This window comes from Paraburkholderia sp., assembly GCF_050742655.1.
In the GTDB taxonomy this organism is placed as follows: domain Bacteria; phylum Pseudomonadota; class Gammaproteobacteria; order Burkholderiales; family Burkholderiaceae; genus Paraburkholderia.
The window spans coordinates 84,026-98,065 of the sequence record NZ_JBOIGG010000013.1 but is presented as its reverse complement, the minus strand read 5'-3'; the positions used below and the strand labels follow the sequence as shown (position 1 = coordinate 98,065).

Below are 14,040 nucleotides of genomic sequence, written 5' to 3'. Positions count from 1 at the left end.
TCTCTATCAGGCGCCCGGCTCGCACGCGTTCTGTCGTGCTGTGTTCCAATCGGTCTCATGAAAAAAGGTTTCTACACGATCATCGCGGCGCAGTTCGTGTCGTCGCTGGCGGATAACGCCTTGCTGATCGCGGCGATCGCGCTGCTGACCGTGATCCAGTCGCCCGCATGGATCACGCCGCTCCTGCAGATCTTCTTCACGATCTCGTACGTGCTGCTCGCACCGTTCGTCGGCGCGTTCGCCGATGCATTGCAGAAGCGTCACGTGATGTTCGTCGCGAATGCATTGAAGGCATGCGGTTGCCTGATGATGATCGGCGGCGTGCATCCGATGATCGCGTATGGCGTCGTCGGCTTCGGTGCCGCCGCGTACTCGCCGGCGAAGTACGGGATTCTTACCGAGCTGCTGCCCGCGGAGCGCCTTGTTGCGGCAAACGCATGGCTCGAATCGGCGACGGTGCTGTCGACCATTGTCGGCACGATGCTCGGTGGCGCGCTGATCAGCACCTACGCGACGCGGTTCGTCGCGCACGCCCACCTGCCGCTGATCCGCACGGCCGCCGATCTCGCGATGCTCGCCGTGATGATCACGTACGCCGTCGCGGCCACGATCAACTTCGGCATCCCCGACACCGGCAAACGCTATCCGAACCGGCTCGCCGAGCCGCGCAAGCTCATCGGCGATTTCGCAAATTGCTTTCACGTGCTGTGGTCCGACAAGCTCGCCCAGATCGCGCTGTGGGTGACGACGCTGATGTGGGGCGGTGCGGTCACGTTGCAACTGCTCGTGCTGAAATGGGCCGACGTGAATCTCGGGTTGTCGCTGTCGAAGGCCGCAGTGATACAGGGCGTGGCTGGCCTCGGCATCGCGGTGGGCGCCGCCGCCGCGGCCGCGTGGATTCCGCTGCGCGGTTCGCTGCGCGTGTTGCCTATCGGCATTGTGACGGGGCTCGTCGCAATCGCGATGGCGTTCTACAGCAAGGGGCTGTTTCCGGCTGGCGCGGGCTTTCGCGTCGGGTCGTTCGTCGCGCCGTTCTACATCGTGTTCGCCTATCCGCTGATGATCCTGCTCGGCGCACTGTCCGGCTTCTTCATCGTGCCGATGAACGCGCTCCTCCAGCATCGGGGCGCGACGCTGCTGTCGGCGGGACACTCGATCGCCGTGCAGAATTTCAACCAGAATCTCGCCGTGCTGCTGTTGCTCGGCGCGTACGCGCTGCTGCTGACGGCGAAGATGCCGGTGCAATGGATCATCGTCGTGTTCGGCTCGTTCATTACGGTGATGATCTGGCTCGCGAAACGGCGCAGTGTGGTGAATGCGCGTGAGGCGAATCTGGCGGAATTGATTAGCGAGTGAGGGTGATACCGGGCTTGTTCCGGGCCGCGGCGCACCATCCATCCGGCCAGGTCCCCGCCGACCACGCGGCGGGTTAAACCCACGCCCTGAACACCACACAAAAAAACACCGGGGACGGGCCCCTAGACCGCAGCAGTCGATGCCAAAATCCGTCGAACGCTTTCTGAGTAATCCAGCTCTGCGACACTGCGCCGTCTCACCACCACCAGGTTGGCAGTGCCGCTCGCGGACACCACATAGCTCAGTCCATGCGATCGACCGAGCGGAAGAAACTCCGCATATCCGCAAGCAGGAGTTCGGGACGCTCCAGCGCCGCGAAGTGACCGCCCGATGGCATGTCATTCCAGTGGACGATGTTGTAGCTGCGCCCGGTATAGGAGCGCAACGGCCGGTCAAAGACCGGATCCGGGAACGCTGCTACGCCAGTCGGCACCGTCACTCCTGTACCAGGTGGGAAGACGAAGGCTCCTTCGAACAGGTTGCCGCGGTAAAACCAGGTCGACGTCACAATCGAACTGGTAACCAGATAGAGCATGATATTGGTCAGCAGCAGATCCTCGTCGAACGCCTGCCAGACGTCGGGCGTGCCCTCTGCGTCGCGGGGCACGTCCGACCATTCGCCGAATTTTTCGAAAATCCAGGCAGCAACGCCCACCGGGCTGTCGGCCAGCAGAGCGTTCAGCGTCTGCGGGCGGGTACTTTGTTGCTGGTAATAGCCCATTTCCGCCTGCATCCGCTCGCCCATCTTCTTCTGCCGCGCCTTCTCAACGTCGCTTTCAGGTTTCACACCAGCGTCGTTGACCGCGACGGCATTGAGATGGAGGCCGGCGACGGCTTCGGGAAACTGGTACGCAAGCCAGGAGACGGTGATGCCACCCCAGTCGCCACCTTGCGCGAAGAACTGCTGATCGCCGTAGAGTTCGGCCATCATGCCGCGCAGCAGTTCGGCGGTGCGGCGCGGTCCGATCGGCGTCGCCGGGCGTCCCGAGAAAGCGAAGCCGGGAAGCGACGGTATAACGACGTCGTGGCCATCCGCCAGCAATGGCTCAATCAGACTCTCGAATTCCAGGAAAGAGCCGGGCCATCCGTGAACGAGGAGGATGGGCAGTCTGCGCCCGCCCTCTGCAACGTCCGATCGCACATGAATAAAATGCAGCTTCTGTCCTGAAATCTCGGTCGTGAAATGCGGCCATCGGTTGAGCCGCGTTTCTTGCGCACGCCAGTCATATCGTTCGAGCCAGTAGGAGGTCAGCCGCTTGAGATCGGCGAGGCCCACCCCGGATTTCCAACCCCCGGCGTCGGCGAGCGCATCCCAATCATAATTGGCGACCTTGCTTCGAATCATTTCGAGCCGCTCCTGCGGCACATTAATTGTGAATGGCGTGGCCATTAAAATCTCCGTCGATTTACCTTCAGTTATGAAAAATCTTGAATCGCACTAAAATTTTCCTGATCACGTTCGCTCAGATTGAACCCTGCCGCGCTTGCCGACCGTCCTCGAGCGCTCGCCACTCCTTGACAAGCTGTCTTCGACTTCTGGAATACCGGTCCTCCAGAAATACGGCCTTGACGATACGGTCAACACGGAACAACCGGAATCCCTCCCGCAGTTCGCACCACGCAGCGATAAACCGCCGCGACTCGACGAAACCTAAAACGATCGGCCATATCGTGCGCTCAGATAACGCCCCATGATGGTCCTCGTAGGTGATATGCATCTTGCGCTGCTCGCGCAACGCCTGCCGCACGCGCGTTAAATCAAGCGTCGAGTTCACATTGTTCGGGCCGACATAGAGGGCATCGTCAGTCAAAGCCCCTCTCATTTCAGAGGAAAGGACACCACCGATTTTTGCCAACGCGTTTTGCGCTGCCTGAGCCAACGCGTCATCCGTCTGGCGGCTTACCCACTGAACCCCGGCAACCAGCGCCTGCAGTTCTTCCATGGTGAACGACAACGGCGGTAGCAAGAACCCGGGCCGCAAGAGGTATCCAACACCCGGGGCACCGTCGATGTCGGCCCCCATGGCCTGAAGCGTCGCGACATCGCGACGAACCGTGCGCAGCGATACGCCGGTTTCTTGCGCCAGCACCTCCCCAGACACCGCGCCACGGTGTCGCCGAAGTACCTGCATAAGATCGAACAGTCGTTGGCTTCGAGACACGCTCAGTCCATCGAAACAAGCCCTTTCCGCCGAGCATACGACCGGGTTCAATCGCCTCTACGCAGACACGCGCGATTTTCTGAGCCGTGTCGTTCGTGCTGGTCAGGATGGCTTCCCTACCGCGTTGATGAAGAAAACCCAGTGTAGAACGGTACACTGCCAAATTCTGTCACCATTGAAACCAAAGGCAACGGTGTCGCCAAAGTTAGTTTCCGCCGCGAGTTGCCAATCGGCACTGAGGCAGCCAGTGAATTTGCTGGATTGCGGAAAGCAGAAACTCCTCTGCCGCGGACGCCTGGTTCCGCGCAGAAGGCGGTTCTACGGCCCTTCGGCCGCAACGTAGCCGGATCTACGTGCCTTCGAAGGCCGGCCGCTGGAAACGGCGACTTCTGCCGAAAGGCCAACTTCGTGCTTGCACGTCGGAGCCACTGGTAAACTCGGGCACGCAAAGCAACTTTTCCCGGTCACATGAGCAGCCAACCCATCGACGCACCTGCAAACGTCACGCCGATGATGCAGCAGTACCTGCGCATCAAATCGGAACATCCCGGCACGCTCGTCTTCTACCGGATGGGCGATTTCTACGAACTGTTCTACGACGACGCAGAAAAAGCGTCGCGGCTGCTCGATCTGACACTGACGCAGCGCGGCGCATCGGGGGGCAATCCGATCAAGATGGCTGGCGTGCCACATCACGCGGTCGAGCAATATCTCGCGAAGCTCGTGAAGCTCGGCGAATCGGTCGCAATCTGCGAACAGATCGGCGACCCGGCCACGTCGAAAGGGCCGGTCGAACGTAAAGTCATGCGCGTCGTTACGCCCGGTACGCTGACGGACGCAGCCCTTCTTTCCGACAAGAACGACGTGTTCCTGCTCGCCGCCTGCGTCGGCCACAACCGGCGCGGCGTCGCGACGACGCTCGGCCTCGCGTGGCTGAATCTGGCGAGCGGCGCGCTGCGCCTCGCAGAAGTCACGCCCGACCAGGCCGCGACCGCGTTCGAACGCATCCGTCCCGCGGAAATCCTCGTCGCCGATACCGGCAGCGACGCGAGCGCATGGTCGCCGCCTGCCGGCTTCGGCGCGCTGACCCGCGTGCCCGCATGGCACTTCGACACGACCTCGGGCACGAAGCGGCTGTGCGATCAGCTCGACGTCGCGAGTCTCGACGGCTTCGGCGCGCACTCGCTGTCGAGCGCCTGCGGCGCGGCGGGCGCGCTGCTGTTGTACGCGTCGGCGACGCAGGGGCAGCAGTTGCGCCACGTGCGCAGTCTGAAGGTCGAATACGAATCGGAGTACATCGGGCTCGACCCGGCTACGCGTCGCAATCTCGAACTCACCGAAACGCTGCGTGGCACCGAATCGCCGACGCTCTGCTCGCTGCTCGATACCTGCTGCACGACGATGGGCAGCCGTCTGCTGCGTCACTGGCTGCATCATCCGCCGCGCGATGCGTCGATCGCACGCGCCCGTCAGCAGGCAATCGGCGCATTGCTCGACGCGCCGCCGGGCAATGGCGTCGATGCGCTGCGCGGCACGCTGCGGCAAATCTCCGACATCGAACGGATCACCGGGCGCCTCGCGCTGCTATCGGCACGGCCACGCGATCTGTCGAGCCTGCGCGATACGTTCGTGTCGCTGCCGGCGCTGCGCGCGCAACTCGCGTCGGTGACGGCCGGCGTCGACTCGCTGGTGCGGATCGAAGCGGCACTGGAACCGCCCGCGCCGTGCGTCGACCTGCTGCGCCAGGCGATCGCCGAAGAACCGGCGGCGATGGTCCGCGACGGCGGTGTGATCGCCCGCGGCTACGACGCCGATCTCGACGAACTGCGCGACATCTCCGAGAACTGCGGCCAGTTCCTGATCGATCTCGAAACCCGCGAGCGCGCGCGCACCGGGATCGGCAACCTGCGTGTCGAGTACAACAAGGTGCACGGCTTCTATATCGAAGTCACGCGCGGCCAGACCGACAAGGTGCCCGACGACTACCGCCGCCGCCAAACGCTGAAGAACGCCGAGCGCTACATCACGCCCGAACTGAAAACCTTCGAGGACAAAGCGCTCTCCGCACAGGAGCGCGCGCTGGCCCGCGAGCGCTCGCTGTACGACGCGCTGCTGCAGTCGCTGCTGCCGTTCATCGCGGACTGCCAGCGGGTCGCATCGGCGCTCGCCGAACTGGACCTGCTGACCGCGTTCGCGGAACGCGCCCGCGCGCTCGACTGGGTCGCGCCGATGTTCCGTGAAGCCGCCGGCATCGAGATCGAACAGGGACGCCATCCGGTCGTCGAAGCGCAGGTCGAACAGTTCATCGCGAACGACTGCACGCTGAACCCCGAGCGCAAGCTGCTACTGATCACCGGCCCGAACATGGGCGGTAAATCGACCTTCATGCGGCAGACGGCGCTGATCGCGCTGATGGCCTACGTCGGCAGCTACGTGCCGGCTCGGCGCGGGGAATTCGGTCCGATCGACCGCATCTTCACGCGGATCGGCGCCGCCGACGATCTGGCCGGCGGCCGTTCGACCTTCATGGTCGAGATGACGGAAGCCGCGGCGATCCTGAACGACGCGACGCCGCAAAGCCTCGTGCTGATGGACGAAATCGGACGCGGCACGTCGACGTTCGACGGCCTCGCGCTCGCGTGGGCGATCGCGCGCCATCTGCTCGCGCACAACGGCTGCCATACGCTGTTCGCGACGCACTACTTCGAACTCACGCAGCTGCCCATCGAGTTTCCGCAGGCCGCGAACGTGCATCTGTCGGCAGTCGAGCACGGTCACGGCATCGTGTTCCTGCACGCGGTCAACGAGGGACCCGCGAACCAGAGCTACGGCCTGCAGGTCGCGCAACTGGCGGGCGTACCGTCGGCGGTGATCCGCGCGGCGCGCAAGCATCTCGCGCATCTCGAACAGCAGTCGGCGGGACAACCGGCGCCGCAACTCGATCTGTTCGCGGCGGCGCCAATGCTGGAGGATCGCGACGACGACACGCCTGCTGTCGCGGAAAATCCGGCGACGCAGGCGCTGCTGGATCGATTGCGCGCGATCGATCCGAACGAGCTGCGTCCGCGCGACGCGCTCGATCTCCTGTATGAACTGCACGACCTGGCCGCGCCGCCGGATGCGGATCATTGACCTGCCGCTGCATCTCTTGCGGCTACGCCGCTGCGTCGCGACTCGCGCGGCGGTCGTCGCTTTCGTCGCGGTCGCCTTTGTCTCGATAACGGCGGCCGCACACGCAGCCGAACCGCAGCGCTATGCGTTCGCGGTCATCGGCAGCACGATGCACAGCCCCGCCGACGAAGCGCCGACGCAGCGGCTCCTCGATGCAATCGGCCGTGACCCGCAGGTGTCGTTCATCGTCTACGACGGCAATCTGAAGAGCGCGAAGGAAGCCTGCCGCGATTCGCTGTACGAGCGGCGTCAGGCGCTGCTCGAAGCCGCACGGCCAGCACTCGTGTTCATCCCGGGTCAGCACGACTGGACCGACTGCGGCACGGCGGCGGCCGGCGGTTTCGATCCGGTGGAGCGGCTCGATCTGCTGCGGCAGACGCTATTCGCGGAAAGCACATCGATGGGACAGAACCCGCTCACGCTGACACGCGAAAGCGAGGTATCGCGCTTTCGCCCGTATCGTGAAAACGTGCGCTGGCAAGTCGGCGATACGGTGTTCATCGGGCTGAATGCGCCGGGGCCGAACAATCACTATCTGAATGCCGGCGGACGCAACGGCGAGTTCGAAGATCGCGTGATCGCCAACGGCTTCTGGCTCGAACACGCGGCCGAATACGCGAAGCGGCGCGACGCCCGTGCGATCGTCGTGTTCATTCAGGGCGATCCCGATCCGGAACGCTACGAGCGGCCCGAACGGTTCGCGTGGCTGCGTTTCGGACGCAACCCGCGACGCGACGGTTATCTGGAATTCAAACGGAGTCTGGTGAAACTGGCGCAGACGTTTCGCGGTCCGGTGCTCGTCATTCATGAAGACGACGAACCGCAGGCAGGCGGCTTTCTGATCGATCAGCCGCTGCGCAACGACAAGGGTGCGCTCGTCGCGAATCTGACGCGCATTGCATTCGCGCCGCGCGTTCGTCTCGACCAGTGGGTGCAAATTGATGTGGATCTGGCGCGGCGTCCGCCGTTTCGTGTGACGGTGCGGGACGTGCCGAAGAACCTGCCGGCACTGCCACCGGCCGCGCCGTCGTCCGGCTTGCCGCATGAAGAGCCGACGCCTCCGCCGATGCCCGAAGTGCCTGGCTTACCTGACTTACCTGGTTCGTCTGGCCTCGCGCCGGCATCCGAAGCCGGACCGCCCGATGTGCCGCCGATCCTTCAATCACCCGGTGACGCAGGCAGCGCGTCGAGTGGCGGCCCATCGAACAATGCGGCGAGCGGCGTCTCTCCACTACTGCCGCTGCCGCCGCATCCCGCAAGTTCAGTGCAGCGTAGGCCCTGATTTGCTGTCGTCGTCTTCGTCATCCTCGTCGATGACTTCGAGACCGTCAGCGCCGTGCGCGTGTTCGTGCTGGATTTCGTCCTCGGTCGCGGGACGCACTTCCCTGACGGTCAGCGCGAAACGCAACGACATGCCGGCGAGCGGATGGTTGCCGTCGAGCACGACCTTGTCTTCGGCAACATCTGTCACCGTATAGATCAGCGAATCGAGATCTTCATCGCCCTCTTCCGGCGTGCCTTCGAACTGCATGCCGACTTCGAGCGGCTCCGGAAACCGCGTACGCGCTTCGATCTTCACGAGGTCGGGATCGTACTCGCCGAACGCGTCCTGCGGTTCGAGCTGAATCTGGGTTTCGAAGCCCGGCTCATGGCCGTCGAGCTCTTCCTCGATCTTGGGGAACGTGCCATCATAGCCGCCGTGCAGATAGACCATCGGCTCGTCGCTTTCCTCGATCAGATTGCCCTGCGCATCCGATAGCTTGTATGCGACCGACACGACGGTGTTCTTTGCGATTTTCATTCAATTCTCCAGAATACAAATCACATTATACGATGCCCAGGCGGCCCCTTGACCACCCGGCCAGCATGGCTTCGGCGCCAGTTTCACCGGACCGTTCGCATGCCGGACCGGCTCCGCTTCCGTCCCCGGATCAACCCACGCCGCTGCTCGGCAATCTCACTCCGTCGCAATTTATGCGCCGGTACTGGCAGAAGAAACCGCTGCTGATCCGTCAGGCTATTCCGCAAGTTGCAGCGCCGCTGTCGCGCGACGAGCTGTTCGATCTTGCCGGCAGCGACGACGTCGAAGCGCGTTTGATCACGCGCTTTCGCAATCGCTGGCAACTCGCGCACGGTCCGTTTTCCGGCGACGATCTGCCCACCGTCCGTCAGCGCGCATGGACCCTGCTCGTGCAGGGTGTCGATCTGCACGACGATCGCGCACGGGCATTGCTCGACCGCTTCCGCTTCGTTCCCGACGCGCGTCTCGACGATCTGATGATCTCCTACGCAACCGACGGCGGCGGCGTCGGTCCGCATTTCGATTCTTACGACGTGTTCCTGCTGCAGGTGCATGGCAAGCGCCGGTGGCGCATCGGTGCGCAACGCGACCTGTCGCTCGAGGAAGGAGTGCCGCTGAAGGTGCTCCGTCATTTCGAACCCGACGAAGAGTGGGTGCTCGAACCCGGCGACATGCTGTATCTGCCGCCGCACATCGCACACGACGGTGTCGCCGAGGGCGAGTGCATGACGTGTTCGATCGGTTTTCGTGCGCCGTCGACAGGCGAGTTGACGTCGCAGTTCCTCTATCACCTGGCCGAGTCCGGCAGCGGCGGCGCGACCTCCGCCGCGCTGTATCGCGACCCGGGGCAGCCTGCTGTCGAATGCCCGGCCGAACTGCCGCATGCGCTCGTCGCGAAGGTCGGGGAGATGCTGGCCAAGGTCCGCTGGCAAGAGCGGGATATCGTTTCGTTTCTGGGTGCTTACCTGAGCGAGCCGAAGCCCTCGGTGTTCTTCGAGCCGCCGGCCCGGCCGCTGAATGAAGCGCGCTTTGCGGCGCTCGCGGCGAAGTCGGGAATCAGGCTCGATCGCAGGACCCTGCTGCTATACGACCATCGCGCATATTTCGTGAATGGCGAAGAAAATGCGTTGTCAAATGCGAGAAAATGGCTGCCTGAATTCGCGAATAAACGGTCTTTGAGTGCGAAACGCTTTGTAACACTCTCACACGATTCATCGGTGACAGCACTGCTGCACGAGTGGTATTGTGCGGGCTGGGTGCAAGTGGGCGAGCTTGCGTGAAGCCGCCTGCGTGCCATACCGTACGAAGAAAATTTGTATGAGAAAGACAACGTATTGACCCCGGATTTGTCGACGGTCGATACGAAAGTGCATATAATTTCCGCCCAAGCCGTAGGGAAGATTCACGCTCATGCAGAAGTGCATCTCCACCAGCGGCCCAGGTCGATGTTGGAGCACATTACCGGTAATATTTTGCGCTGTTGCTTACCTTTAACCATAAAAGGACGTGATCATGAAGAAATCCCTCCTCGTAGCATCCCTGTTGGCAGCTGTGGCACTGGCCGCATGCAACAAGAGCAGCGATCAGGCTGCTGCCCCGGCTAGCGACGCAATGGCTGCTTCGGCACCGGCTGCTGCCGCTTCGGATGCAGCGATGGCCGCATCGGGCGCTGCTGCTGCTGCAAGCGACGCTGCTGCTGCCGCTACGGGTGCCGCATCGGACGTAGCTGCTGCTGCTTCGATGGCTGCTCCGGCATCGGGCGCAAGCCAGTAAGCCGTACAGCACTCGCCTTCGGGCGAAGCCGCATCGGGAGCCAAACGGCTTCCGAACACGGATAAAACAAAACGCCACGGATATTCTCCGTGGCGTTTTGTCATTCTGGAATCGATTCAGGATCGATTGGCTTCAGGCGTCGCCTGCGTGGTTCAGGGTAGCCCGGCCCTATCTGAAAAAAACTCCTTCACTACCTCGATCTCGCGTGTCCGTTTGAACGGCGGCAGGCTCTGCCAGATCCGGCGTCCATAGGGTTTGTCGACGAGCCGTGTATCGCAGATCATCAGCACGCCGCGATCCGTCTCCGCGCGAATCAATCGGCCCGCGCCCTGCTTCAATGTGATCACCGCCTGCGGCAATTGATGGACCGCAAACGGGCTCAATCCCTTCTTCGTCAGCGCATCGAGACGCGCGGACAGCACCGGATCGTCGGGCGGCGCGAACGGCAGCTTGTCGATCACGACAAGCGACAACGCATCGCCGCGCACGTCGACGCCTTCCCAGAAGCTCTGGCTACCAACCAGGATCGCATTCCCGTACGCACGAAACCGTTCGAGCAGCTCGGTGCGGCTCGCATCGCCCTGCACGAGCAGCGGCATGCTCCAGCCGCGCGATTCAATCGTGTCGCGCAACTTACCCGCGATACGATCGACCGCGCGCAGCGTCGTGCAGAGCATGAAGACGCCGCCGCCCGCCGCTTCGATCGCGGGCAGCGCCGCATCGAACACAGCATCGGTGAATGCCGGCGACGACGGTTGCGGCAGATTGCGCGGCACGTACATGAGCCCCTGAGTCTCATAATCGAATGGGCTGGGCAGCGTCATCGAGCGGCGCGCATTCAGGCCCATCTGCGCGGCGTAGTGGGTGAAGTCGCCGCGCACCGACAGCGTCGCCGATGTGAACACCCATGCGCGCGGCACACCCGCACGCTGCCGCGCGAAAATCGGTGCCACCGATAGCGGCGTCTCGTGCAGTTGCACCGTCTGCGAGAAGACTTCGATCCAGCGGACTTTCTCGTCGGCCGCTTCTGCATCGGTAGCATCGGTGCCATCCTCGCGTGTGCGGGTGATGCGATCGGTAGCCGCCGGTGAAGGAGCGTCCACAGCGGGCGACGTGGTCCAGCCGGCAAGCAGCTTCTGCAGTTCGCGCGCGCGGCGCAAACACGCACCGATCGACTCGGCACGCTCCGCTTGCGCCGCAAGCGCCGACGCGAGCGCATCGAGCTCCGTATCGAGCACGTCGAGCGCGGCAAACAGCGGATGGTCGTCGGCCAGTTGCGCCACCGACATCCGTACCGAGTCCTCCCTGAACACGAGACGCACGTCGCGCGCGGCGCGTTCGAGCGCGCTGCCGAGCTTCACCCACTCCACCGCGTCACGTGCGTGCGCAAGCCCTTCGGCGACCGCGTCGCGCGCCAGCTCGAGCAGCTGCGCCGTCGACAGCGTCTCGCCGAAGAACAGTGTCGCGGTTTCCGGCAACTGATGCGCTTCGTCGAAGATGATCGTATTCGCGGTCGGCAGCAACTCCGCCATCCCCGTGTCGCGCAGCATGATGTCCGCGAAAAACAGGTGATGATTGACGACGACGATATCCGCCTGCTGCGCGTCGCGACGCGCCTGCATGACGAAGCATTCCTTGTAGTGCGGACACTCCTGGCCGAGGCAGTTATCGCGTGTCGACGTGACCATCGACCACACCGCCGCCGTTTCCGGCACGCTCGCGAGTTCGGCCTTGTCGCCGGTACGCGTAATCTTCGCGAACCGCACGATGTCCTGCAGATACGACGTCTCCTGACGCGACGGCAGGCGGCCGTTGTCCGCGGTACGCTGCAGGTAGTAGTGACAGAGATAGTTCGCGCGGCCCTTCAGCATCGCGACCGATACCGGCACCGCGAGCGCGTCGCGCACGGTCGGGATATCGCGTTGAAACAGCTGGTCCTGCAGATGCTTGGTGCCCGTCGAGACGATCACCTTGCCGCCCCACAACATCGCGGGGACGAGATACGCGAAAGTTTTGCCAGTGCCGGTCCCTGCTTCGACGATCAGCGTGTTCTCGCTGCCGTCGAGCGCAGCGGGCTCGTCAACCGGTGCGGCCTCCCCTGCGGCGCCCTGGAGCCGGCGCGCGGGGCGCTTCTGCGCTTCGAACATCACGGGTTCGGGCATCGCGCGGCCCGACGCTTCCATTGCGGCCGCAACCGCGCGCGCCATCTCGATCTGCGACGCACGCGACCGGTAACCGTCGATCTGCCGCGCGAGCAACCCGTCGGCGGCGAAGATCCCGTCGAGCTCCGCGACACGCCGCGCGTTGAGCGCCGGCGCGCTGGCGTTATCGCGGGTATCACGCGACGTCGCGGCGGCGTCCGTCGACGCACGCGAAGAAGAAACAGGCGATGAATTCAAGGCAAGCGGTTCCTGCAAAATCCGGTGCGCGGGGCACGCCCGGCGCCTGCCAGGAGGCCGGTCAGGCGCGTCCGTCCGGTTCGAGCTGCAACTGCAGCAAGATGATTGTGTCCTTGACCTTGAGCTTGCGCTTTTTCAGCCGCTGCAGCTCCAGGTCGTCGATGCCAGGCTCCTCGGACATCCTGTCGATCAGCCGGTCGAGCCCACTGTGCTCCGACTCCAGCTGCAGAATGCGGTCGCGAAGCGTATCCGCATTGATGGCGTGATGATCGCGCATGCTCGCCTCCTCTACCCGATGCGGCGGAGGAGCCATGAGTTCAGCCGCTTCGCCTGAGGTTGCTGTCCGGCTTAAAACGCGTTACTGGCCTTGCTGCTGCCGTTGCTGCTGAAGTTGCTGTTGCTGCTGCTGTTCCTGCAATTGCTGCTGCTGTTTCTCGCGGGCTTTCTCGGCGGCCTGCTTCTGACGCGCCTCGACGTCCGCCTTGTGCTGTGCGGCGTTTTCCTGCTTCTGCTCAAAGTGCTGCTGGTTCTCGACCCGTTCCTGCGCCTTCTGGGCGCCCTGCCGTCGCGCCTCGTCGAGCTTCTGCTGGAAGCCCGCCTGCTTGCTATCGTAGGCCTGCTGGTTCGCCGTCGCCTGCGACGCGCCGATACCGCGCTGCGCCTGATCGATCGCATGCTGGCGCTGCTTCTCTTGATACGCCTGCTCGTTCGCCGCGCGCTGCGGCGCTTCGGCCGTGCGCTGCGCCTGATCGAGCGCATGCTGACGCTGCTTGTCCTGGTACGACTGCGTATTGCGCGCTTCGTCGGCGGCGCGCTGCGGCGCATCCGCCTCGTCCTGCGCACGCTTGAGCGCGGCCTGCTGATCGCGCTTCTGCGCACGCGCGACGCGTTGCTCGTCGTCGAGCGCGAGCTGTTCCTTGCGGATACTCGCCTGCTCCTTGCGCATGTCTTCGCGCGCGTTGCCGAGGCAGTGATTCACGAAAAATTTGCTGTAGCAATCGTGCTCCGCCACGCCATAACGGTAGTTGTTCTCCGCCCCCCTGCGGTCCAGATCCTTCTGGCGCGCGTCGAAGCCGTTCGTGGCGCTGGAATCGTCGGGACCGTCGGACGATACTCCGGACGCAGCCATCGGCGACGAAGCCGCGCTCAATACAGCAGAGGCCGCCACATCGGCCCCCGCACCCGATTGCGCGAACGCCGGCGTGGACATCGCGAACAGCCCGGCGATGCAACAGGCTGCCGCCTGTGCGGCAAACGGGGCACCGGGCGCGGCAGCAACACGCGATAAAAGGGAAAAGCGGGAGTTCGGCAACGTCGGGGATGGGCAGCAGGACATGCCCGAAATTCTATCACCGTGCGCTTGAGCGTCCGGGCATTT

General features: G+C 63.6%; 11 protein-coding genes. 5 read left to right on the top strand and 6 right to left on the bottom strand.

All coding sequences use genetic code 11. The annotated features are described in order from the left end of the window. Positions 1 to 57: 57 nt before the first annotated feature. Entirely contained in the window at positions 58 to 1,356 is a 1,299-nt protein-coding gene (gene lplT / locus ACREXZ_RS19115) for a lysophospholipid transporter LplT (protein WP_431765682.1), read from the top strand. Between the two features lie 241 nt (positions 1,357 to 1,597). On the opposite strand, the gene ACREXZ_RS19110 is transcribed toward lplT, so the two are convergent. Further along, positions 1,598 to 2,746, bottom strand: a complete 1,149-nt coding sequence (locus ACREXZ_RS19110) for an epoxide hydrolase family protein (RefSeq protein ID WP_431765681.1) — start codon at positions 2,744 to 2,746, stop codon at positions 1,598 to 1,600. A gap of 73 nt (positions 2,747 to 2,819) precedes the next feature. Next, the gene (locus ACREXZ_RS19105; protein ID WP_431765680.1) at positions 2,820 to 3,518 is read right to left on the bottom strand and encodes a helix-turn-helix transcriptional regulator; all 699 of its coding nucleotides are present in this window, start codon (positions 3,516 to 3,518) and stop codon (positions 2,820 to 2,822) included. 468 nt (positions 3,519 to 3,986) lie between these two features. Between ACREXZ_RS19105 and mutS the strand changes: the two genes are divergently transcribed. Beyond that, entirely contained in the window at positions 3,987 to 6,650 is a 2,664-nt protein-coding gene (gene mutS, locus ACREXZ_RS19100) for a DNA mismatch repair protein MutS (RefSeq protein ID WP_431765679.1), read from the top strand. Beyond that, positions 6,607 to 7,971 carry a hypothetical protein gene (locus ACREXZ_RS19095; RefSeq protein WP_431765678.1) on the top strand — a complete coding sequence of 455 codons (1,365 nt, stop codon included), beginning with the start codon at positions 6,607 to 6,609 and terminating at the stop codon, positions 7,969 to 7,971. Before mutS ends, ACREXZ_RS19095 begins: the two co-directional genes overlap by 44 nt. Here ACREXZ_RS19095 and ACREXZ_RS19090 read toward each other — a convergent pair. Next, positions 7,951 to 8,490, bottom strand: a complete 540-nt coding sequence (locus ACREXZ_RS19090) for an FKBP-type peptidyl-prolyl cis-trans isomerase (protein ID WP_431765677.1) — start codon at positions 8,488 to 8,490, stop codon at positions 7,951 to 7,953. The genes ACREXZ_RS19095 and ACREXZ_RS19090 overlap by 21 nt on opposite strands. Positions 8,491 to 8,522: 32 nt before the next feature. Between ACREXZ_RS19090 and ACREXZ_RS19085 the strand changes: the two genes are divergently transcribed. Both ACREXZ_RS19085 and ACREXZ_RS19080 read left to right on the top strand, forming a co-directional pair. After that, positions 8,523 to 9,770 (top strand): JmjC domain-containing protein, encoded by a 1,248-nt coding sequence (locus ACREXZ_RS19085; RefSeq protein ID WP_431765676.1) that lies wholly within the window; start codon positions 8,523 to 8,525, stop codon positions 9,768 to 9,770. Positions 9,771 to 10,002: 232 nt separating this feature from the next. Beyond that, positions 10,003 to 10,263 (top strand): hypothetical protein, encoded by a 261-nt coding sequence (locus ACREXZ_RS19080; protein ID WP_431765675.1) that lies wholly within the window; start codon positions 10,003 to 10,005, stop codon positions 10,261 to 10,263. Between the two features lie 152 nt (positions 10,264 to 10,415). Here ACREXZ_RS19080 and ACREXZ_RS19075 read toward each other — a convergent pair whose 3' ends face one another. The 3 genes from ACREXZ_RS19075 to ACREXZ_RS19065 all read right to left on the bottom strand — a co-directional run bounded on the left by ACREXZ_RS19075 (position 10,416) and on the right by ACREXZ_RS19065 (position 13,998). After that, positions 10,416 to 12,662 carry an ATP-dependent DNA helicase gene (locus ACREXZ_RS19075; protein WP_431765674.1) on the bottom strand — a complete coding sequence of 749 codons (2,247 nt, stop codon included), beginning with the start codon at positions 12,660 to 12,662 and terminating at the stop codon, positions 10,416 to 10,418. 61 nt (positions 12,663 to 12,723) lie between these two features. Then, positions 12,724 to 12,939, bottom strand: coding sequence for a DUF465 domain-containing protein (locus ACREXZ_RS19070; RefSeq protein ID WP_431765673.1), 216 nt, complete (start codon positions 12,937 to 12,939; stop codon positions 12,724 to 12,726). Positions 12,940 to 13,020: 81 nt separating this feature from the next. Further along, positions 13,021 to 13,998 (bottom strand): hypothetical protein, encoded by a 978-nt coding sequence (locus ACREXZ_RS19065; protein WP_431765672.1) that lies wholly within the window; start codon positions 13,996 to 13,998, stop codon positions 13,021 to 13,023. Between the last annotated feature and the right edge of the window lie 42 nt (positions 13,999 to 14,040).